This window comes from Pricia antarctica, from assembly GCF_900101815.1.
In the GTDB taxonomy this organism is placed as follows: domain Bacteria; phylum Bacteroidota; class Bacteroidia; order Flavobacteriales; family Flavobacteriaceae; genus Pricia; species Pricia antarctica.
In genome coordinates this window covers 72,029-94,143 of record NZ_FNAO01000009.1, presented here as the reverse complement: position 1 = coordinate 94,143, position 22,115 = coordinate 72,029, and the positions used below count along the sequence as shown (strand labels likewise).

At 43.9% G+C, this 22,115-nt stretch carries 21 protein-coding genes and 1 pseudogene; 8 read left to right on the top strand and 14 right to left on the bottom strand.

Translation table 11 applies throughout. The features are described from left to right. Positions 1 to 110: 110 nt before the first annotated feature. The 5 genes from BLT07_RS17530 to BLT07_RS17510 form a co-directional block, all read right to left on the bottom strand. Positions 111 to 2,261 (bottom strand): prolyl oligopeptidase family serine peptidase, encoded by a 2,151-nt coding sequence (locus BLT07_RS17530; protein ID WP_091872635.1) that lies wholly within the window; start codon positions 2,259 to 2,261, stop codon positions 111 to 113. A gap of 155 nt (positions 2,262 to 2,416) precedes the next feature. After that, positions 2,417 to 3,406: an aspartate-semialdehyde dehydrogenase gene (locus tag BLT07_RS17525; RefSeq protein WP_091872632.1), complete on the bottom strand. Its 990-nt coding sequence runs from the start codon at positions 3,404 to 3,406 to the stop codon at positions 2,417 to 2,419. Between the two features lie 340 nt (positions 3,407 to 3,746). After that, positions 3,747 to 4,154 (bottom strand): large conductance mechanosensitive channel protein MscL, encoded by a 408-nt coding sequence (mscL, locus tag BLT07_RS17520; RefSeq protein WP_091872627.1) that lies wholly within the window; start codon positions 4,152 to 4,154, stop codon positions 3,747 to 3,749. Between the two features lie 274 nt (positions 4,155 to 4,428). After that, positions 4,429 to 5,538 carry an alanine racemase gene (gene alr / locus BLT07_RS17515; protein ID WP_091872623.1) on the bottom strand — a complete coding sequence of 370 codons (1,110 nt, stop codon included), beginning with the start codon at positions 5,536 to 5,538 and terminating at the stop codon, positions 4,429 to 4,431. Then, positions 5,531 to 6,175, bottom strand: coding sequence for a thymidine kinase (locus BLT07_RS17510; protein WP_091872620.1), 645 nt, complete (start codon positions 6,173 to 6,175; stop codon positions 5,531 to 5,533). Before BLT07_RS17510 ends, alr begins: the two co-directional genes overlap by 8 nt. 268 nt (positions 6,176 to 6,443) lie before the next feature. Between BLT07_RS17510 and BLT07_RS17505 the strand changes: the two genes are divergently transcribed. The 4 genes from BLT07_RS17505 (at position 6,444) to BLT07_RS17490 (ending at position 9,425) form a co-directional block, all read left to right on the top strand. Next, the gene (locus BLT07_RS17505; RefSeq protein WP_091872616.1) at positions 6,444 to 7,133 is read left to right on the top strand and encodes a hypothetical protein; all 690 of its coding nucleotides are present in this window, start codon (positions 6,444 to 6,446) and stop codon (positions 7,131 to 7,133) included. 440 nt (positions 7,134 to 7,573) lie between these two features. Continuing rightward, on the top strand, positions 7,574 to 8,245 hold the full coding sequence (rsmI, locus tag BLT07_RS17500) for a 16S rRNA (cytidine(1402)-2'-O)-methyltransferase (RefSeq protein ID WP_091872612.1): 672 nt from the start codon (positions 7,574 to 7,576) through the stop codon (positions 8,243 to 8,245). Positions 8,246 to 8,373: 128 nt separating this feature from the next. Next, complete coding sequence (locus BLT07_RS17495) at positions 8,374 to 8,955, top strand: uracil-DNA glycosylase family protein (RefSeq protein ID WP_091872608.1); 582 nt, start codon at positions 8,374 to 8,376, stop codon at positions 8,953 to 8,955. 110 nt (positions 8,956 to 9,065) lie between these two features. After that, on the top strand, positions 9,066 to 9,425 hold the full coding sequence (locus BLT07_RS17490; RefSeq protein WP_091872603.1) for a nuclear transport factor 2 family protein: 360 nt from the start codon (positions 9,066 to 9,068) through the stop codon (positions 9,423 to 9,425). Positions 9,426 to 9,506: 81 nt separating this feature from the next. Here BLT07_RS17490 and BLT07_RS17485 read toward each other — a convergent pair whose 3' ends face one another. Then, entirely contained in the window at positions 9,507 to 10,109 is a 603-nt protein-coding gene (locus BLT07_RS17485; protein ID WP_091872598.1) for a carboxymuconolactone decarboxylase family protein, read from the bottom strand. A gap of 263 nt (positions 10,110 to 10,372) precedes the next feature. On the opposite strand from BLT07_RS17485, the gene BLT07_RS17480 reads away from it, so the two are divergent. The 3 genes from BLT07_RS17480 (at position 10,373) to BLT07_RS17470 (ending at position 14,312) form a co-directional block, all read left to right on the top strand. Beyond that, complete coding sequence (locus BLT07_RS17480) at positions 10,373 to 10,801, top strand: OsmC family protein (RefSeq protein ID WP_091873040.1); 429 nt, start codon at positions 10,373 to 10,375, stop codon at positions 10,799 to 10,801. A 436-nt stretch (positions 10,802 to 11,237) separates the two neighbouring features. After that, positions 11,238 to 12,926, top strand: coding sequence for a single-stranded-DNA-specific exonuclease RecJ (gene recJ / locus BLT07_RS17475; protein WP_091872593.1), 1,689 nt, complete (start codon positions 11,238 to 11,240; stop codon positions 12,924 to 12,926). 126 nt (positions 12,927 to 13,052) lie between these two features. Further along, a complete protein-coding gene (locus tag BLT07_RS17470) occupies positions 13,053 to 14,312 on the top strand; it encodes an MFS transporter (RefSeq protein ID WP_091872589.1) in 1,260 nt (419 codons plus the stop codon). A 66-nt stretch (positions 14,313 to 14,378) separates the two neighbouring features. Here BLT07_RS17470 and BLT07_RS17465 read toward each other — a convergent pair whose 3' ends face one another. From BLT07_RS17465 to BLT07_RS17450, 4 genes and pseudogenes are all read right to left on the bottom strand, one after another. Beyond that, the gene (locus BLT07_RS17465) at positions 14,379 to 15,146 is read right to left on the bottom strand and encodes a UDP-2,3-diacylglucosamine diphosphatase (RefSeq protein ID WP_091873035.1); all 768 of its coding nucleotides are present in this window, start codon (positions 15,144 to 15,146) and stop codon (positions 14,379 to 14,381) included. 84 nt (positions 15,147 to 15,230) lie between these two features. Continuing rightward, the gene (locus BLT07_RS17460) at positions 15,231 to 15,689 is read right to left on the bottom strand and encodes a 6-pyruvoyl trahydropterin synthase family protein (protein WP_091872584.1); all 459 of its coding nucleotides are present in this window, start codon (positions 15,687 to 15,689) and stop codon (positions 15,231 to 15,233) included. Positions 15,690 to 16,055: 366 nt separating this feature from the next. Next, positions 16,056 to 16,226: pseudogene (locus BLT07_RS17455) on the bottom strand (GyrI-like domain-containing protein); the annotation flags it as partial. A 37-nt stretch (positions 16,227 to 16,263) separates the two neighbouring features. Continuing rightward, a complete protein-coding gene (locus BLT07_RS17450; RefSeq protein ID WP_091872576.1) occupies positions 16,264 to 16,995 on the bottom strand; it encodes a bacteriorhodopsin-like in 732 nt (243 codons plus the stop codon). 113 nt (positions 16,996 to 17,108) lie between these two features. On the opposite strand from BLT07_RS17450, the gene BLT07_RS17445 reads away from it, so the two are divergent. Then, positions 17,109 to 18,014, top strand: coding sequence for a Brp/Blh family beta-carotene 15,15'-dioxygenase (locus BLT07_RS17445; protein ID WP_091872572.1), 906 nt, complete (start codon positions 17,109 to 17,111; stop codon positions 18,012 to 18,014). Positions 18,015 to 18,040: 26 nt separating this feature from the next. Here the strand turns inward: BLT07_RS17445 and BLT07_RS17440 are convergent, their stop codons facing one another. The 4 genes from BLT07_RS17440 to BLT07_RS17420 form a co-directional block, all read right to left on the bottom strand. Next, complete coding sequence (locus BLT07_RS17440; protein ID WP_091872569.1) at positions 18,041 to 18,964, bottom strand: AraC family transcriptional regulator; 924 nt, start codon at positions 18,962 to 18,964, stop codon at positions 18,041 to 18,043. Between the two features lie 45 nt (positions 18,965 to 19,009). Continuing rightward, a complete protein-coding gene (locus BLT07_RS17435; protein ID WP_091873031.1) occupies positions 19,010 to 19,375 on the bottom strand; it encodes a DUF1801 domain-containing protein in 366 nt (121 codons plus the stop codon). A gap of 417 nt (positions 19,376 to 19,792) precedes the next feature. Then, a complete protein-coding gene (locus BLT07_RS17425; protein ID WP_091872562.1) occupies positions 19,793 to 20,560 on the bottom strand; it encodes an enoyl-CoA hydratase/isomerase family protein in 768 nt (255 codons plus the stop codon). Between the two features lie 174 nt (positions 20,561 to 20,734). Then, positions 20,735 to 22,069, bottom strand: coding sequence for an MATE family efflux transporter (locus BLT07_RS17420; protein ID WP_091873027.1), 1,335 nt, complete (start codon positions 22,067 to 22,069; stop codon positions 20,735 to 20,737). Positions 22,070 to 22,115: the final 46 nt, after the last annotated feature.

Sequence of the window (22,115 nt, the reverse complement as noted above, 5' to 3'; positions counted from 1 at the left end):
ACAAGAAACGGTTTTTCCAGTACATTTCCGATGTTCAAAAGATTAATCTTTGAACGCTTTCAAGGCACTCGCCTTGACGTATTCTTTAGCCTTGGGTTCCAAACCAAAAGTCAAGGAGAGTTCAAAACGGCCTGATTCGGCAATTCCTCAAATCCCATAGTATACAAGGTAAAGGCGAAGATATCGGCGTACTGCTCGATGATTTTGCTTACGGGGGTTCCCGCGCCATGCCCCGCTTTGGTTTCGATACGGATCAAGGTAGGATTTTCGCCAGTCTGTTTTTCCTGCAACTCGGCGGCGAACTTAAAGCTGTGCGCGGGTACGACGCGGTCGTCGTGGTCGCCGGTGGTTACTAAGGTGGCGGGGTACTCGATGCCTTTTTTGATATTGTGAACGGGCGAATAGCCTTTAAGGTAGTCGAACATTTCTTTACTGTCTTCTGCCGTTCCATAATCGTAGGCCCATCCCGCGCCGGCGGTAAAAGTATGATATCGCAGCATATCCATAACGCCTACCGCTGGAAGGGCTACCTGCATCAAATCAGGTCTTTGCGTCATGGTCGCGCCTACCAACAGTCCGCCGTTACTGCCGCCACGAATTGCCAGATGGTCGGAAGCTGTATAATTCTTGTCGATAAGGTATTCCGCCGCGGCTATAAAATCATCAAAAACGTTCTGTTTCTTCATTTTAATACCTGCTTTGTGCCATTTTTCCCCGTATTCGCCCCCTCCGCGGATATTCGGCACCGCATAGATACCGCCCTGCTCCATCCAAACGGTGTTGGCTATGCTGAACGCGGGAGTAATACTGATGTTAAAGCCTCCATAGGCATACAGGATGGTCGGATTTTTACCGTTCAGATCTAATCCCTTTTTATGGGTGATGATCATCGGGATTTTCGTGCCGTCTTTTGAAGAATAAAATACTTGCTTCGATTCATATTCATCCGATTTAAAATCGATCTCAGGTTTCCAATACAAATCGTATGTACCGCTTTCTACATTATATTTATAGGATGAGCCGGGCGTGACATAATTGGTAAAGGAAAAATAGAAATCGGTCTCCTCTTTCTTCCCTCCAAAACCGGAAGCACTACCGACTCCCGGAAGCTTTATCTCTCGGATTAACGTACCATCGTAGTCGTATTGCATGACTTTTGAGACCGCATCGACCATGTATTCCGTGAAAAAATAACCCCCGCCTGTGCCCGGGGAAAGTACGTTTTCCGTTTCCGGGATAAAATCCTTCCAGTTTTCTGGGGTCGGTTCGGCAGCGTCTACTGTTATTATTTTTTTATTCGGGGCGTTTCTATTGGTAACAATGTAAAGTTTCGAACCGACATTGTCAATAAGGTAGTTGTCCGAATCCGTATCGGATACAATGGGAGTTAGCAGCCCGTTCGGATCTTGTAGGTCTTTAATGAACAGTTTGTTTCCGGAAGTAGAGGTAGCTGCTGAAATGGTCAAAAAACGTTGGTCTTCGCTGACCGAAGCTCCGATATAGCGGTGTTTTTCTTCAAATTGTCCTCCATATACCAATCGGTCTTCTTTTTGAGATGTTCCCAATTTGTGAAAATATACTTTGTGCTGGTCGGTCTTGGCGGAGAGTTCACTGCCCTCAGGTTTATCGTAGCTTGAATAATAAAAGCCTTCGTTGCCCTTCCACGCCAATCCACTAAATTTGATATCGATCAGGGTATCCTCTACGATTGCCATGGATTCCGTATTGATAACCATGGCCTTCCGCCAATCGCTACCGCCCTCTGATATCAGATATCCGGCTAGAGTCCCGTCTTTGGTGAAGCTCAATCCAGCAAGCGAGGTCGTACCATCATCAGAGAATGTATTTGGATCTAAAAAAACCTCGGGCGCTGTGTCATCCTTTTGACGATAAACGACATATTGGTCTTGAAGTCCGTCGTTTTTATAAAAATAGGTGTAATCGCCTTCTTTGAACGGGGCTCCTAATTTTTCGTAGTTCCAAAGTTTTTCCAACCTGGTTTTTAAAGCCGTGCGAAAGGGAATTTTTTCCAGATATCCAAAGGTGACTTTGTTTTCTGCTTTCACCCAGGCCTCTGTTTCTGAGCTACGATCGTCCTCTAGCCAGCGATACGGATCTTTGACCTCGGTATTGAAATAAGTATCAACGGTATCGACTTTTTTGGTATCGGGATAGTTCACTTTACTAGTTTCGTTTTGGGCTTTGGAGGAATTGGGTATCAAAAAAATTATTACCAATACTATAGTTAGGGTCTTTGGCATAGGCTACGGATTGATATTCGCTAAAAATACCATCATGAAATGGACAGATGGTAGGTTTTAACCTAAATTTTGGAACACGTAGTTTGGCCACTGAGCTTCCCCTCGACATTTTAGAATTTTGTCAGAGACCTTGTGGAATATTTTAAATTTTGAAACTAAACCAATCCGTTTTCTACCAAATACTCGGCAATCTGAACCGCATTGGTCGCCGCCCCTTTTCGAAGGTTATCGGCTACGATCCACATATTCAAAGTATTACGTTGGGTCTCGTCGCGGCGGATACGGCCTACAAAAACATCATCTTTGTCATGGGCGTAAATGGGCATGGGGTAGGTATTGGTATCCGGATTGTCCTGAACCGTCACACCGGGCGTATCATTTAACAATTTACGGACATCGTTCAGGTCGAAATCTTCCAAAAATTCCACGTTGACCGATTCCGAATGCCCTCCTGACGTAGGAATACGCACAGCGGTAGCACTGATAGAAAAAGTGCGGTCATCTAATATCTTTTGTGGTTCGCGGGCGAGTTTCATTTCTTCCTTGGTGTAGCCATTTTCCAAGAAAACATCGCAATGGGGCAGGGCGTTCCGGTTTATGGGATAGGGATAGGCCATTTCGCCTTGTATACCGGCCATTTCATTCTCAAGTTGCTTTACCGCCTTACTGCCCGTTCCGGACACCGATTGGTATGTTGAAATAACGACTCGCTTCATCTTATACTTTTTATGCAGTGGTGCCAATACCATAACCAATTGTATAGTGGAACAATTGGGATTGGCTATGATTTTATCGGCTTTGGTCAAAGCATTCGCATTGATTTCGGGAACCACCAATTTCTTGTCCGCATCCATGCGCCAGGCCGAGGAATTGTCGATTACGGTCGTGCCTGCCTCCGCGAATTTTGGAGCCCACTCCAACGAAGTATCCCCACCAGCGGAAAAAATGGCGATATCGGGATGAGCCGCAACGGCATCTGCCAAGCCTACAATGGTATAAGTCCTTCCTTTATAGGCCAACTTTTTGCCCACCGAACGTTCCGAGGCAACCAATAAAAGTTCCGTAATCGGAAAATTACGTTCGGCCAGTACTTTCAACATTACTTCGCCTACCATTCCGGTGGCGCCTACAACGGCTACTTTCATCTTGTATTGAATTTTGAAGGACAAAGGTAAATCAATGCGGGTTATTGGGCAAGATACCTCATCAGAATATTAATTTTACAACAAAATGTTGTGTTTGCAACAATTTTGAATTCGGATGTAATTGGCACACAATGAGACTCAACTTACATGCGGTACTTCGCCAAAATTGGTAGCCATCTAAAGGCTTACCCACCTGCCTATCCGGTTCCACCACATAGTTTTGAAGTAAAATCCCAATATAAAAACCGCCAATGGAAATTGCGAATTCCCACTGACGGTTTACGGTTATAAATGTAATGTAGCGGTGATATTCCGGTTAAACCGGAACGCGGATGCTATTTTAGTTCTGCTTTTTCAATTCATCGCGAATTTCAGCAAGCAACTCTTCGGCGGTTGGACCTTTTGGTGCAGGTGCAGGCTTTGGTGCACGTACCTTGTTGTACGATTTCACGATCATGAAAAGTACAAATCCGACAATGATCAAGTTGATAATCGAATTGATCCAAGCTCCGTAACGGATGGCACTCTCCGGTTTTTCCACTGTCCCGTCCGCGGCCATTACAGCTTCGGAAAGTATCACTTTCATATCGGCGAAATCCATTCCTCCGGCAAAATAACCAACTATGGGCATCATGATATCATTTACAAATCCGTTGACAACGAGTCCGACGGCACCTGCCAAAATTACGGCAACTGCCAAGTCGATAACATTGCCGGTCATAATGAAATTCTTAAATTCTTTCCACATGGTCTTGTGTTTTTAGGTGTTAACTGTTTATAGTATTGGTATGTTAAGCTTGTTATGGTCGGCACATGCTTTGTTCCTTTTTAAAACCCCTGCGTTAAAAAATCGTTCCATAGCTACGGCTAAGCCTTGCCTTCGCCTCGACTCGTCCACAGCTTTCGCGATGTCGTGCCTTAACCTGGCAAAAAACGACGACCGCTTAGCCAACACACGAAACTTAACGCAATACTTGCGCAAAGTACAAAAAAAGATTTCACAACGAAATGTTAACTCATAATTATTCGGATAGAATCTTTCTTTTTACACGTTGGGAAATTCCGGTTAAAAGCTCATAGGAAATGGTAGCGGCATCACGGGCGAATTCGTTTGCCGTATGATTTCCCCCGAAGATAATGACCTCATCCCCTTCTTGACAATCGATATCGGTGATATCTACCATAATCATATCCATACAGACATTTCCAACGATAGGTGCTTTGTTTCCCCGTATGGTCACATGTGCTTTTCCGTTGCCATACTGCCGTCCGATTCCGTCCGCATGGCCAATGGGCAGAGTCGCGGTGACCCGGGGGGAATGGGTGACGAAGGCCCGGTTATAGCCAATACTTTCGCCGGGCGCAATACTATGGATTTGTGAAATCACGGTTTTAAGGGTAGCTACGGGCCTCAGTTGTTTATCAATTTTGACATCGTTGCCGAACCCGTACAGGCCGATACCGCTGCGCACCATATCGTATTGGGCCTCAGGGTTGTTGATAATGCCCGAAGTATTCAGTAAATGACGAAAGGGACGCGCATCCAGTTTTTTATGGATTTTAACGGATATTTTTTCAAAAGCTTCGATTTGGTTCTGGGTAAACGCTTTTTCATTGAGATCTTCAGAGGCCGCTAAATGCGAAAGGATGGATGCCACCTTAAGTTCTTCCCGACCGTTCAGCTGTGCGGCGAGATAATCAACATCACTGCCTACAAATCCCAACCGATTGAGCCCCGTGTTAAATTTCAAATGTACGGGATAATCCTTTTGGACCTTTCTTTTCGCAGCTTCCAGAAATCCCTCTAGAATTTTCTGGGAATACAGACTGGGTTCCAGACAGCATTCTATCATTTCATCGAAGTTGACCGGTAGCGGGTGCAACACCAAAATTGGCGTCCGGATGCCAGCATCCCGTAATACCACGCCTTCCTTTGCATAGGCGACGGCAAGATAGTCCACACCTAGGGCTTCCAGTTTTTTGGCTATGATAATCGAGTCGCTTCCGTAAGCAAAGGCCTTGACAACACCTAAAAAGCCAGTTTCCGGCCGTAACCTTCCTTTTAGATATAGATAATTATGTTCCAAGGCCCGAAGGTCGATTTCAAGAACGGTCTCGGTCGCTTTAGACATCCGATTTTTTTATACTCGCAGTAACATCCTCTATATCAACATCCAACCGGCTTACTCTTTCCTTCAACATGGCCTTGTAGAAGGCCCCCCGGCTCAAAGGTTCATACGATTCCGTTTCCCCCAATAGTACCAGGGCGTCGTTATTCGATTTACGGAAGCTATAATTGGCCAGATTACCGGTGCGGGTGCAGATGGCGTGAACCTTTGTTACATATTCGGCAGTCGCCATTAGGGCGGGCATGGGGCCGAAGGGGTTTCCCTTAAAATCCATATCAAGGCCGGCCACCACGACGCGAATGCCTTTGTTGGCCAAATCGTTGCAAACGGTTACAATCTCATCATCGAAAAACTGGGCCTCGTCAATACCGACCACATCGCAGGTATCTCCCAAAATACGGATGTTGGCCGCAGCGGGAACGGCGGTAGACCGGATTTCATTGGCATCGTGAGAAATCACCTTATCCTCATCATAGCGGTTATCGACAATGGGTTTAAAAATCTCGACGTTTTGCTTGGCGAACTTGGCTCGCTTCAATCTGCGGATGAGCTCTTCGGTCTTTCCGGAGAACATCGAGCCGGATATGACCTCGATCCATCCGAATTGTTCCTTGGGGTTGACCGTGTTTTCGAGAAACATTTTGTAATTTTAAAGACCGTTTTGAAGCCTACGATTGAATTTTTTATTGACTATTTTTGTAAAGAACAAGGCAAAAGTTTCAAGAATAGCAGGGCTACGGTATATTTTTTTAACGAAGTTATGTGCAAAAAGAGATATAAAAAAGCAATTGATCCATTTTAAAACGGTCTCTCAACACGAAATTAAAGTGTTTTCCGTTGTTACTATAGAAGGATAAAGGTAAAAAAGATAGCGCTAGCTTAATTACAGATACCAAAAAAAAGGAACGATGAAGAAAAAATTGAAGGAAGAACTACGGAAGTTATCCACCGACATCATCACTTCGCGCGATATGAAAAATATTGGGGAGCTGTATGAGGCGGCCAAAAATTTGTACGAAAAGTTGGCTGTACTGCGTTTTATCGAGGAAAAATTGAATCATGTGGAAGTGGACGGGTCCAAAAACGTCATCGCCGCCAAGTTCGAAAAAATGGCCAATGCTGTGCTCAGCGAAAACTCTTCCGTACCCGAAAGCAATCCACATGAAGAGGATATTATGATACCCGGTATCGACACCATCAAGGATATGGTCTCGGAAATGCCCGGCAATATTCCCGTAGATGAAGTGTTAGCGGAATTTCTGGCCAAACCGGAATACATGAAGAACGATAAAGAACTCTTTATGCCACAGGAGGATATCACCTCAAGAAAAGAGATTCGAACGAAATCGCTTAATGATAAAGGCACGAACAAATTGCTCAAGGTCGACCTGAACAACCGCTTGGCTTTCGTAAAACATTTGTTTAACGGCAGTACCGAAGATTACAATCGCGTACTCTCTCAACTGAACACCATCGATAGCCATGAGCGTTCGATTTCGTTTATAGAAAATATGGTCAAACCCGACTATAATCATTGGGCGGGCAAAGAAGAATATGAAGAACGGTTTATGTTCTTGATCGAGCGGAGGTTTTCGTAAAGTTTGCCCTTGGCGTATGTTTTCCTTGGCGTTTATTTAATGATCTGGCTTCCTGAAAATCGGTATTTCGAGAACCTTGGCATCAAATTAAATGGGTTCCGTATATCGATATTCGACCGATTTAATCTCTGTTGGGCTTAATCTCTGTTGGGTTTAATGTATAGCCAGCACCTCAAACTTTTGATTTCTAGTTTACATTGTTTTTAAACTTGCCCTTAAATTATCAATCCCTTTGAAAAATTGTAACCGGAAATCGCTTGAACGAATTCCGGCTTCTCATTTTTCCCATGAACTGATTTAAAATCTTTTTCATTCGCTAAAAAATTGTCCTTTTTCGCTTTTTTTTCGGTTCGTAGCCCTGCTATGTAACTCAAAAAGGACTTCAAATGGTCAAAAAATCACTAATTTTCGCTTAAATACAAAAGGTATAAATCAATTCAATGGGAAAATTGTATTTGGTGCCGACCCCAATCGGCAATTTAGAGGATATGACCTTACGGGCCATCCGCATTCTAAAAGAAGTCGATATCATTCTCGCCGAAGATACCCGCACCAGCGGGAAGCTTCTGCAGTATTTTGAGATTGCGACCCCGATGCAATCCCATCACATGCACAATGAGCACAAGACGGTAGACGGTCTCGTCAAACGCATGCAGGCCGGGGAGACCATGGCCCTGATTTCCGATGCGGGCACCCCGGCCATCTCAGACCCCGGATTTTTGTTGGTCCGCACCTGTTTAGAACAACATATCGAGGTGGATTGCCTTCCTGGAGCTACGGCCTTTGTTCCCGCGTTGGTGAATAGCGGACTTCCCAACGACAAATTCGTTTTCGAGGGATTTCTTCCCCCCAAAAAAGGCCGGCAGACGCGGTTAAAAATTTTGGCCGAGGAGACCCGGACGATACTATTTTATGAATCTCCCTATAAGCTAATCAAGACCCTTACTGATTTTGTGACGTATTTTGGGGCTTATCGCCCTGTTTCGGTTTCACGCGAACTAAGCAAGCTCTATGAAGAAACGGTTCGTGGTACCGCGGAGGAAGTTTTGCGGCATTATACTGAAAAACCGCCGAAGGGGGAGATTGTTGTGGTCGTTGGAGGTAGGAAGTAGTCGTTTTGTGGTTTCAAAAACTAAGATATTCATAGGTATAAACGATTTTTAGTACAATTACCTATGTTCATAAACCGGCGTGATACAACTATGGACTTTACCATTTTATCATCGTCAAAATTAGCAATGTGCAAAAACTACTCTCCGAAATCAGGAACTGCGAGGTCTGCAAGGCATACCTGCCTCTAGGACCGCGACCAATCGTGGCCGGTACCCAAAATTCAAAGATCGTTCTAATCAGCCAGGCCCCGGGCCGTAAAGCCCACGAACATAACTTGCCTTTTAAAGACCCCAGCGGAAGAAAACTTAGGGAATGGCTCGGAGTTACCGAAGCGCAATTTTATAATCCTGATAATTTTGCGATACTGCCGATGGGGTTTTGCTATCCGGGAAAGGCAAAATCAGGAGACCTGCCGCCCCGGAAAGAATGTGCGCCCTTATGGCACGATGCGGTCTTGAAGAGGTTGAAGGGGGTAAAATTGACTCTTTTGATCGGAAAATATGCGCAGGATCAATACCTAGGGAAGACCTCAAAAAAGAACCTTACCGAGAATGTCACGAATTATACGGAATTCCTGCCTGATTACTTTGTACTTCCGCACCCGTCGCCCGTCAACCGTTTTTGGACAATAAGGAATCCGTGGTTCGAGGCTGATGTTGTGCCGGAGTTGCGAAAACGCGTTTCAGAACTTTTATCGGTTAGGGCTTGAAATAGGTCGCCTATCAGTACGAAATCTATCAATCATAAATTAATAACTTGTACATACAAATGTTGTATGGATAATATTTGTATGCTTGAAGGAACTTAAAAATTAACATCATGAATTATAAAGAAAAAGCAAAGGATATCTACTATCAGTTACAACAAGATAAACTTTTGGATGCCTTCGACCAGTATTATGGAAATGATATCATCATGACAGAACCACGGGGTACTAGAACGGGTAAGGCCGAATGCCGCCAGTATGAAGAGCAATTTTTGGCTAGTATAGGAGAATTCCACTCTTTGGAAATCGTGAATTTGGCGTCTGATGTAGAAGAGGGCGTTACATTTATCGAATCGGTTATGGACGTTACCTTCAAAGGAGGCCAACGCGCTAAAATGGAACAGGTAGCCGTTCAACGCTGGAAAGGTGACCATATCGTACACGAACGATTTTATTACAATACCGAGCAGTAGTTTTCAGCTCGATATCATGATATATAGAACCCTGCCGAAAGACAAGGTTCTTTTTTTATAAAACAGTCATGCGAAGTAGGTCTAGTATCTTGATCCGTCATGCTTCCCCTTTTCCCATCCATGTTTTCCTAGATATTGATTCCCACTTTCCACAGCACCATTCTCTATGGATGTTCCCATAGAATCGTTCCAGCGGTTGAGATATCCGAACAAAGAAATTACACCCAACATTTCGACAATTTCTCCTTCGTTCCAGTGTTTGTACAAACGCGATTTGATTTCGGTGTTGACCGCGTTAGGTACCTGTGACGCGGCAAGCGAAAAATCCAATGCGGCACGTTCCGCTTCCGAAAAGGCGGGGTGGGTGCGGTATTCCCAAATATTTTCCAATTGCTCCTGTTCCGCCCCATAGCGTTCGGCGGCGCGAATGGCATGGGCCTGGCAGTACCGGCAGCCGGTGGCATTGCTACTTACCCAGGCAATCATACGCTTTAGGGCCGAGGTGACTTTGCCTTCGTTGGCCATCACCGCTTTGTTGAGGTTGATAAAGGCCTTTGAAATAGCAGGCCGGTGCTGCATGGTCAACACGGAATTAGGACAAAATCCGAGCGTTTCGTTGAAGAATTCCGCGAGTTTTTTGGTCTCGGGACTATGGTCTGGGGATAGGGGGTTTACTAGTGGCATAGTTGCATTGTTATAAGGGTCAAGAGTTTGTATGCGTAATCAGAGTTTAGGTTTATAGGTGGCATAGTTTCTTTGTTATTGGCGTCATAGCTAAGGTTTATTGCCGGCGGGCAGGTATAATCGAGATGCGTGTTCCTAAGTTCTCGACTTTAGTGTATCTATATTGAGTACTTTGCCCGCGCTCATCACAGACTAAAGTCGAAAGGCTCGAAATGACAAGCCGGATTATCATACTTTTGTACCTTAACAAGAAACGAAAAATTATGTCCACCACAAATCATATTACTACGAAATGGCTCGGTAAAATGGCCTTTGAAAGCAATAATCCGTCAGGTTTAGACCTGAAAATCGATGCAGGCCCCGATGACGGCGGAGAAGGCAAGGGGTTTCGACCGAAAGCACTGATGCTATCGGGTCTGGCAGGATGCTCTGGCCTAGACGTTGCCGGACTTATTAAAAAAATGCAACTAGAGGTCGACGATTTCCATATCGAAACGATTGCCCATCTTACGGACGAGCATCCGAAATTTTATGATAAGGTCGTTGTCGAATACCATTTTCACGGGAACAATCTCGAAGAGAAAAAACTGCAAAGGGCCGTAAACCTATCGGTTGAGAAGTACTGTGGGGTGATGGAGATGTTTCGCCAGTTTGCGGAAATGGAGATTAAAACAGTGTTTCACTCTGTTTAAAACAAAGACGAACACAAAAAGTCAAGCGTAAATTTAAACCGATGTCAGATAGGCCTTATAACCTTGAAAAAGGACTGTTAACTCTTTAGCGAACGCTTCTATCTTTTGTCGCAATACCGAATGATTTTACCGGGCCGTATTATGGAAACCAATTATTGCGCTCGAGTGGTAGTTCTACATTTAATCTTGGTGAAATGCAGGAGATGCAATCAGAAAAGTATTTTTAGAACAAGGCTACTATTTTCTTGAAAGTAGTGAAAGAGTTATGAATGAATTTGAAAATCCTTTCGAAGATTGAATTTGGTGCAGGTTTGAAATGAAACGACTTTTTAGGTGAAGTCGAACTGTTAATTAAGATATTTGCCACAAGAATTAAAAATAAAGATTAAGACCACTACTTGAATTTGTGTTTGACTTTTGAATTTGTATTTGCGAAATGCGTTGGACGATAAGACCCAAATCAGCTGAGACCGACATCAACACCCTTTCAAAAGCTTTGGGCGTTGACGGCCTGATAGCGCAATTACTGATACAACGCGGAATAAAAACATACGACAATGCCAAAAGTTTTTTCCGCCCGCAGCTATCCGAGCTGCACGATCCATTCTTGATGAAGGATATGGATGTCGCCGTAAATCGCATCCAAACGGCGATAGCGAAGGGTGAGAATATTCTGGTGTATGGTGATTATGACGTAGATGGCACGACCTCCGTTGCCTTGCTCTCATCCTATTTACTGAGCTACTATCCCAATGTGGCGACCTATATTCCCGACAGATATACCGAAGGTTATGGTGTCTCGTTTCAAGGTGTAGATTTTGCAGAAGACAATGGGTTTACCCTCATTATCGCACTTGATTGTGGCGTAAAGGCTATCGATAAGGTCGCTTATGCCAAGGAAAAGGGTATTGATTTCATCATCTGTGATCATCATCGACCCGGTGAAAATCTGCCGGATGCCGTGGCCATTTTAGACCCCAAACGAGAAGATTGTCTATATCCCTATGACGAGCTATGTGGCTGCGGGGTCGGTTTCAAACTAATTCAGGCACTGGCATCACTTCGGGGCGAGTCCATTGATGATTTGATTCCCTATCTCGATTTGGTAGCTACGGCCATTGGGGCTGATATTGTTCCCATGACGGGAGAAAATCGGGTGTTGGCCTATTACGGGCTACAAGTTATCAATACGAACCCCCGAATCGGTTTTAAGGCTATTATCGAACAGATAAAAAAACCACGGCTGACCATTACCGATGTGGTCTTTATCATCGCCCCCCGCATCAACGCCGCCGGGCGTATGGAGCATGGTCAACACGCCGTAAACCTGCTGACAGAAACCAATATGGAACGGGCGAAGGTCTTTGCGTCCACAATCGAAAAATTCAATACCGACCGCCGTGGTCTTGATAAAGAGATTACCCAAGAAGCCTTGATTCAGATTCGGGAAAACAAGGAGGAAGAACGTTTCACTTCCGTCGTATACCACGAATCGTGGCACAAAGGGGTCATCGGCATAGTCGCCTCCCGCCTGACGGAAACCTATTACCGGCCGACGCTGGTATTTACCAAAAGTGGAGATAAACTGGCCGCCTCGGCCCGATCTGTTAAAGGTTTTGATGTGTATAATGCCCTTCAAGGCTGCGCCGATTGTATCGAGCAGTTCGGGGGCCATAAGTATGCTGCGGGCCTGACCATGCTTGAAGAACAGTTCGAACCTTTCAAGGCGCAGTTCGAAAAAGTGGTCTCCGAAAGTATCGACCCTCATTTGCTCACACCCGAAATTGCCGTGGACGCACAAATCGAGTTTCAACAAATTACGCCTAAGCTGTTGCGTATTATTGGTCAGTTCGCGCCCTTTGGTCCTGGGAATCGGGCCCCAATTTTTATGGCCGAGTATTTAAAGGATACTGGATATGCCAAAGGGGTTGGCGAAAACGGGGCGCATTTGAAACTCTCCATTACCCAGTACGGTATCGGCCCAATAAGCGCTATTGGTTTCAACCTTGGAGACAAACTGCCTTTGGTCGCTCAACGAAAATCGTTCCGTGCCGTTTTTTCTTTGGATGAAAATGAATGGCAGGGGAATCTTAGTTTACAGTTGAAGTTGCGAGATCTGAGGTGAGGACTTTAAAATCGACCAATCAATCGATTTCGAAAAAACAGGACGACTAAAATTAAAGCTATTACAAACTACTCCAATTGGCTGGAATGTTATCTTTGCAGCCAATTTTTTACGAGAAAGTAAACCATGGACCCGTACGCCGCACTCCGCTATAGAGAATTCAATATCTTTTTGTTGGTCCGCTTTGCCATGGTCTTTGCCTGGTCGATGCAGTTTATCGTTATCGAATGGCAGGTGTATTCTATGACAAAAGACCCACTTTCATTAGGGATTATCGGTTTGATGGAAGTGATTCCAGCAGTCTCGACCGCCCTTTTCGCAGGTCATATTGTCGACCAGAAGGAAAAGCGCAATCTTTTGGTTAAATGTATCTTAGGTTTTTCGGTCATTAGTTTTGGACTCTTTATTTTGAGCCTTCCTTCAGTTCTGGCCCAAACGGAGACCCTAAACCTGCTATACGGTATATATTTCTTGGTCTTTTTAGGGGGAATCGTGCGCGCATTTTTAGGCCCGACCATTTTTTCGTTGATTGCCCTGATTGTTCCAAAAAAGATATATCCGAACGCGGCCACTTGGAGCAGTACCACTTGGCAGATGGCCTCGGTGCTAGGGCCTGCCTTAGCGGGCTTTTCAATCAGCTTGATCGGTGTGCACTGGTCGATGTGTCTAATTTTTGGGTTTTCGGTTTTGGCGTTGATTTTCCTCTTTCAAATATCAAAGAAGCCGATTATGAACCCGAACATAGGCGAACCTGTTTTTCAGAGCTTAAAAGAAGGTTTAAAGTTCGTTTTTGGTTCTAAAGCTGTTTTCGGCGCATTGACCTTGGATATGATCGCCGTACTTTTTGGTGGAGCCGTAGCACTATTGCCAATTTACGCACAAGATATCCTACAGGTTGGTGCGGAAGGCTTTGGAATTTTAAGGGCGGCCCCAGCGGTCGGGGCGGCATTGATTATGTTCGCATCGACCCGTTTTCCATTGCATAGGAATGCTGGAAAAAAATTGCTATTGGCCGTGTTCGGTTTCGGAATCTGTATTATCGTATTCGGACTTTCGACCTCTTTTTGGCTGTCTGTAGTCGCTTTGTTCTTAAGCGGTGGGGTCGATGGTGTTTCCATGATTATCCGCCAGACTATTTTGCAGCTGAAAACACCGGACAATATGCGGGGCCGTGTCGCCTCAGTCAATTCGATGTTCGTGGGGTCTTCGAACGAACTGGGTGCCTTCGAAAGTGGGGCGACCGCTAAACTTATGGGAACGGTAACGGCAGTAGTTTTCGGGGGAACGATGACCTTATTAACGGTGGGAATTACGGCCTTTGTTTCGCCGACCTTTAGGAATTTGGATTTGAAAAAAGATGTCGAGGAACATGAGGAGAGCAATTAGCGCTGCTTTTTTCTTATCTTTTGAAAGTGGCGATTAGAGCGGAGTCAAAAAATAGCGTATTATCGATTACCTTTTAAATTTTTCCAACAGAAGCCTTTCGCCATCAAAAACCGCATACGTAAAATACTGGATCCAATCCCCCAGATTCACATATTTTGAGTTGCCATTTAGGTCGATTTCCAAAGGAAGGTGGCGATGGCCGAACACAAAATAGTCGTAGTGCCGGGTTTCCAGTTTGCGTTTGGCGTATTGCACCAGCCATTCTTTATCCTCTCCCAAAAATTTGGCGTCGTCGTCACCAGAAATCAATTTGTTCTCTACGGAGAAGTACTGCGCCAACCGAACTCCGATATCCGGATGAATCCAACGAAAAAACCATTTGGCAGCAGGATTGGTGAAGAACTTTTTCATTCGTTTAAAACCGAAGTCGCCAGGGCCGAGGCCATCACCATGCCCTATAAAAAAAGAGGCCCCGTTAATTTCGAATTGCTCGGGTTGGTGAAAAACAGGAATATTCAGCTCTTCCTCAAAATACCCGTGCATCCAAAGGTCATGATTGCCTACAAAATAGAACAAAGGAATACCGGAATCGGATATTTCTGCCAGCTTACCAAGGGTTCTCGTGAAGCCTCTGGGGACAACCGTTTTGTATTCGAACCAAAAATCGAAAAGATCGCCCAATAAAAAAATGGCGGCCGCATCGTGTTTAATTTCGTCCAACCAGGCCACGAATTTTTTTTCCCGAGGTAAACTTTGCTCATGATTTGGGGCTCCCAAGTGGTTATCGCTGGCAAAATAGATCTTTTTGCCCTGTGAAATGTTAATCGTAGTCATGGAAGGCAAATATAGGAAAAAGCCCCGTTGCATTTTTTAATCCAAAAGAAAGGGGCGTAGCGGATTTTTGTGCTCGTGTGAGGATTAAAGGGGCGTATTATCAACGGCGTACCACTCCGCATACGACGTCTCGGTTTCCTGAAGTTTGAGGGAATACAATTGTATGTTTTCAGGCAATCTCGCTTTAATTTTCACTGCAAAATCGATGACCATATTTTCGCTTGTAGGCTGATAATCGGCCAAGATGACCTGATGGTTTCGGTCTATCAATTCTTTGGCCAATTCGACATGGGGCGTATTTTTATTGAAAACAGTGGCGTGATCGAACTGGTCGACAATCTCTTCCTTAACGATTTTTTTGAGATCCCCGAAGTCGATGACCATACCCAATTTCACGTTCGAGGTGTCCGAAATCGGTGTACCGATAACGGTAACGGAAAGCTTGTAGCTATGCCCATGCACATTGCGGCACTTGCCGTCATAGCCGTACAGGGCGTGACCCGTCTCGAAATTGAACTGTTTGGTAATGCGTATTTTGCCCATGTATTTCGGTTAAAGGGCAAAGGTAGCGATTCTTGGAAAGAAGATAGGCGACTTTGCGTCTAACGCTTATATTTCCTCCGCATCCGTTGGCGGTTAATAAAGAAGATAACCAGCACAAAGAGGGCTAAAATCGGAAAGATAAGGTTGCCGTTCAGAAAATTTAGGATAGTCATCTTATAAATTTAAAGGGTACAACGTGGCCGAAAAGCGATTAGTATATTTTAGTACTAAAATATCGGTTTTTAGGATGTGCTTATCGGCAATTCACATCATTTAGTGACATTCGGACATCAAAATTAGGACAAACAGAACTATGTTTTTCAGTATTTAACATACTTTTTCATCCTCTTCAAACTTATGTACCACCTATTTCCGCTCAATAGGAATATAGAAATCGGCAATACATTTGTTCTCGGGATGTTTCCTAAAATCGTTGTGGTAAATTTCAAAGGGATGCTCGTCCGCTTTTTTATAGCCGTTTTCGTTCATCCAAATAAAAAGCTTTCTCCGAACTTCAAAACAAAAGGCGTGACCCCCATTCCAAGAGAATCACGCCTTTTTCAGCCTGATTTTTTTAACTATGTACCGCTTGTTTTTTAACGGCCAATGCGTATATGACAAGTCCGAAACCGATTTTATTGATAGCATCCGCAATATTGTAGACAACATCAACACTACCGGTCCCTATAATACTGGTATACCAACCGTCAGTACCGAGCATGTATCCCAGCGGATATATGGCCCATCCGACGAGTACGAACCAGCATAAGATCTTATGTGATTTCAATACATCCCCACCCTCGGCAATTGCAAGTTTTTTGGCGCCTCCGAGCCAGATTTCATATACAATATAAAAATAGGCTAGACCTGAAATACCACCCCACAGCGCTGCTTGGCTCATGAATACGGCCTCACCGAAATACCCGGTGACCAACATTACAACGGAGGCAAAAATCAATTTCCACATCAGCGATTTTTTGGCACCGGCCACCTTCAGGATAAGATAAAACTCCACGCACATTAAGGGTACGGTCAGCAGCCAGTCTACATACCTAAAAAAAGTCGGCGACTCTAAGTTTGAAAACCAATAGTCCCGCATATAAAAGTAGTGTACGGCCGCTATAAAGGTAATTAAACCAGATACCAGAATAGAGGTTCTCCATTTGGTATCAAATTGACTTAAGGAAAGAAAAAAGAAAGCAGAGGCTGCCATCATGGCCATACTGCCTACAAAAAAAGTAAATCCCACGTAATCGGTAGGATCTAGTTTGCTGCTTACATCGGCGAAAATAAGTAATGAATTCATAGTAATTGTTTTTTAAAGTTATATGTTTGTTTAACCAAAATCGTTTAAAGTTAAACAAAATATTTATGAAACCTTCAAAAGAATTATTATAAATTGATGAATAATCCGATTTTTTGAAAAATTTGAGACAAATAGCTATTCTGGCCAGTTTTTTTTGTATCTGGTTGACTTCTTACATTCATGGCGAATATGAGATTATCTTAAGTTTTTTTCTCATTTTGTCTTTTGGTATTTTACATGGGTCCAATGATATTTTTTTAATTTCCAAAATTTGGGAATCCGGTCCGCTCACATCTTATGGTCGCGTTTTAAGTTTTTATGTTGTATTTGTCCTTTTGGCCTTGGGCCTTTTTTATTTTGCCCCGATTGTTGCACTTTCGATATTCATTCTATGCAGTGCCTACCACTTTGGGGAACAGCACTGGGAAAATGATTTTACGCTGGTCGAGGGTATCTGGAAGCGTTTTTTTTACTTACTCTATGGGATGTTTATACTTAGCCTGTTATTTTGGCTAAAAAATGAAGAGGTCAATGAAGTTGTAGTTGCTATCAGCGGGTATGATGTTTCGGAAGCGTTCATTTCATACGTGTTCTACTCTGATTTGATTGTATTGGTACCGCTGTGGCTATTCTTAATAGTAAGAGACAACATCGTTAGGAAACAAGTACTGGCCGAACTATTTTATCTTGTTATTTTTACCATTATTTTCAAGGTTTCTTCACTCATATGGGGATTTGCCATCTATTTTGTCTTTTGGCATAGCTTACCGTCACTGTATGACCAAATTTATTTTCTTAATAATAGGGTCGATAAAAAAGGAGTTTGGGATTATTGGAAAATGGCGCTACCATTTTGGCTGATTTCCGTAATTGGGATTGTAGCACTATACTATGTATTCAAAGACCTTGAGATTTTCTATGCATTGTTTTTCTCCTTCTTAGCGGCAGTTACGTTTCCACATTCGATCGCGATTCACAAAATGTTCAAGACTAGGAATTCCAAGAACGATAGGATTTGATCCTTTTTTGTCTTTGTTATTTTCTTCTACTCGATAGGTATGTACATATCCACCATAGCTTTTCCCTCAGGATGTTCCCTAAAATCATTCTGATAAATTTCAAAGGGATGTTCTTCCGCTTTTATATAGCCGTTTTCGTTCATCCAAATAAAAAGTCCGCTCCAGGCTTTCTCGAATCCGTCAGGTGCTATTTCAAAGTGGCCGACGATACATTTTGATTTTTCAATAGTTGCTTTGTGGATTTCACCAGCGGTTTTGAAAGGCGCATTGGTAAGTAAACCAATAGTCATGCGCACCTTGTCCGGTCCGGTAACTTTAAAGCTGTCATGAAAAATACGGGCCATTTTTGCTTCGTTGCTGTTCATTAGACCCCTAGGGGTCGCCCAACGTATCAGGCGTTCAAAGGCCTGTTCGATACCATTGACCCCAATTTGGGTAATACTTGCCAGATGTAGTTCGGGCGTTTCCTTGATTTCAATGTTAGAGTTCATTGTAATCCATTGTATTAGGTTATCAATGTTGCAAATGTATTTTTCAAAGAGATGATTTTCTTGTCCATTCTTGCTTTCCGTTTGACGTATCTTGCTATGTCGGTCAACGTGTTTTTTTCTGAATTCCGTAGGTGGCACCCCATAAAAATTCTTGAAGGCCCGGGTAAAGGATGAGTTGCTGGAAAAACCATATTGCAACGAAAGCTCCGAGACGGATACTTCTTTTTTATGCATTAAAATGGATGCGGCTTTTTCAATGCTTCTGCGGGCAATATAAGCGTTCAAGGTTTCTCGCGTAATGGCCTTGAACAACCTGTGAAAATGATATGGGGAATAACAGGCGATGTTCGCGACCGATTCCAAGGTCAAATGGGTGTCGAGATTTTGGTCAATAAATGCCAAGGCTTTATTTATGCGGTGTAGATATTCGGGATGTATACGGTTTTCTTCGGATGTCATAAGCTTGGTAAATCAGACGCTTAATTGTTCAGGGGGACTTGTGTTCTATTTGATTTTAACCCTCCCCTTCCTATACAAATCCAAAGCCTCAATCAGCAACAATTCAATGGTTTCAATGGGTAAATCCTTACGGGACGCTATCCTAAAAATTTTCATCCGGGAACGATTTCCTTGTTCTAGTTTAGGATGGTCAAGGTATTTGCCTTCCACAAAAAGTAGATAGGGTTCCTTCGTTTTTTTATCTGTCCACAGATAGCAGAACATTTTTTTTTGATAACAGAAGCAGGGCATGCCCCATTTTCTGGTTTCGGCAACCGCTGCGTCTTGGTCCAAAATGATTCTTCGTAAGGCGAGCAGGCAGCTTTTATTTGGTTCTTCTTGATTGAGGTAGAAGTTGTCGTTTTCTGTCATGGTCTTCAGTGAAATCGAACAGTTTGGTGAAGAAATTTTTACTGGTAACCAAGTCATTCGAGCAAATGTCGATTTATTTTCATTGTCACCGATTTTTAAATCAGTTTTGGTGCATGGATATTTGAAGTTCATTTTTCAAACTCACTTCCCGTGCATCCTGTTCCCCCGCCAACGATTAAAGATCCAGATGACGATTACGATAACTGCAAGAAGTAGGAATATAATATTTCCGTTCATTCTAATTGAATTTGAGTTATTGAACTCGTTTAAACATTTTCTTTTACCTGCGATTTCCACATTTTGCACCCTAATTTCCTCATATTTGAGTTCCGGGGCAAAGGCTATGCCATAAAAAAATGACAACATTAGGAAACAAAAGCCGAAAATATCGGTTCCAAACAAAAAGTTGAAACGAGCTCATTTTTTAAATTTCGAAAGTGCGTTTTTTGTGAATTTGGATAATACCAATTTTCCGGTGACGGCGGCGCGCTCCGTCAATAAGGCATCCCAATGCGAAGTGCCTTCCCACAGCACGGCTTTCCATTCTGCTAAAGCATCTGGATTATAATTGGAGAGCTGGTTTGCAAAAAAGTCCAGTTCCTTGTCCAGTTTCTTGATGTTGTCGAATACTTTGGAAAAGAGTCCTTTTTCCTGCGCCCAATAGGCACTTTTCCATTCGGTGGGGGAGAGCGACATTTCGGAGAGGGCAGCGGTTCCGATTTTTCGTGCTACCGCAGGGGCGATGACCAGTGGGGCGATACCGATCGAAAGTTCCGATAATCGAATGGATGCCGCTTCTGAAGCAAAGACATAGTCACATGCGGATACAAGCCCGATGCCGCCACCAACGGTCTTGCCCTGAACCCTGCCTACGATGACCTTTGTGCATTTGCGCATGGCGTTGATGACCTTGGCAAATCCGCTGAAAAAGACCTTGCCTTCCTCTAGATTTGATATGGCCATCAGTTCGTCAAAGGATGCTCCCCCGCAAAAGGCCCTATCGCCCTCTGATTTAAGAACGATTACCAAAATGGTGTCATTAATGGAAAGTTTCTGGATTTCAGCCGCAAATCGATCCAACATTTCAAGCACGAACGAATTGCCGGCAGGATGGCCGAATTCTAAGGTAGCGACCTTTCCAGTGATATGGGTGTATAAGCTTCCGTTTTGTCTGTCTGTTGCCATAGGGTGAAATTATAGAAGTTGTAAAGGTGAAGTTTGTGAATTAGGAGACTAGAGGGTTTCCGGTGTCGGGTCGAGCGCGGTCTAGACCTCTGGGCAATTTGCGACTTAGATCTCGACCACGCTCGACCAGAAATTACCGGTAATTAATACATAATGTAATCCTTTATATCAAATTTAAGCGTTTTGCAACAACGGCCGAAACTTTCTTCGAAACTTCCAGACCAAAGCGGCCCCGCGGATAAGCATCCAAACCGTGAATGCCATCCAGATGCCGTAGAGTTTCCAATCCATGTACTTCCCCAAATAAAGTACGGGGATAAATCCTAGAAATGTGGCCGCTAGTAGTGTGTTCCGCAGATATTTCATTTCTCCCAATCCTTTGAACAATCCATCTAAAACAAAAGCTACCGTGTTGATGGGCAATCCCAGAATCAAGATAAAGAAAACGGCATAGAAAGTTTCGAGTACGATGGTCTCGTTGGAGAAAACATTCCCTATAGGGTCGTAGAATAGAAAAGCGGCCAGCATCAATACTAAACTGACAACGGAGCCGTATCCGGTTATCTTTTTGGCCAAGGTCCACAATCCGTTATAATCCTTAGCACCTAAAAGCCGTCCGCCCATGATATTTGCCGCCGCACCATATCCATCGATAAAAAATGATGAAAACAGCCATAGGTTAATGGCGATGGTATGGGCGCCAATATATCTGGGTCCCATATCGGTAGCCTCCCGAACAGCCAAGAGCATGGCCGTATTCAGGGCGATGGTACGCACAAAAAGATTGAGGCTCATACCGATCAGTCTCCCGAGCTCGGGGTTGAAGGGGAATCTTAATTTTAGGCTAATATCGGTTTTCGTGTACAGTAAAATAAACGCCATAACGGCCATACTGCCCTGCGCAATCAAGCTGGCATAGGCGGCGCCATCGAGATACAGGGCGGGAATCCATCCTTCTACTCCATAGACCAAAAGAAAATCGAGTCCGATGTTGAGCACGGCCCCGGTGATGGCGATAATCATGGGGTAGTAGGTATTTTGTAATCCCCTGAAGATACCCATCACGGCGAAAACGAAGAGCGTCAATGGAAAGCCCCAGACACGAATGGAATAATACGAGACACAATAGTCCAAAATTTTACCGGAGGCATTGAACAACTTGAAAATATCCTCGACGATAAAAATGGTGGAACCCAAAATAAGCAGGCTCAAGGAAATATTGAGAAAAATGGCCTGTGCGGGTAAGGTTTTTACATCTTCGATCCTTCCGGCTCCTAAGTATTGGGAAATAATAGCTGAAATAGCGCTACGGGTCTGGCCCAGCACCCAGATCAACATCGATAGAAACGAGCCGACAATTCCTGCAGCGGCAAGCGATTCGACCCCGTCAACCGGAATATTGCCCACAATGGCCGTATCGGTAATCGACAAGAGGGGTTCGGCAATGCCCGCGATGGTCGCAGGAATCGCCAAACGGTTGATGGCTTTAAAATTTATAGTTGTTTTCAAGGGCGGCAAGGTATGCGGAATTTAGTGTCATGTCAAGTTGAGATGA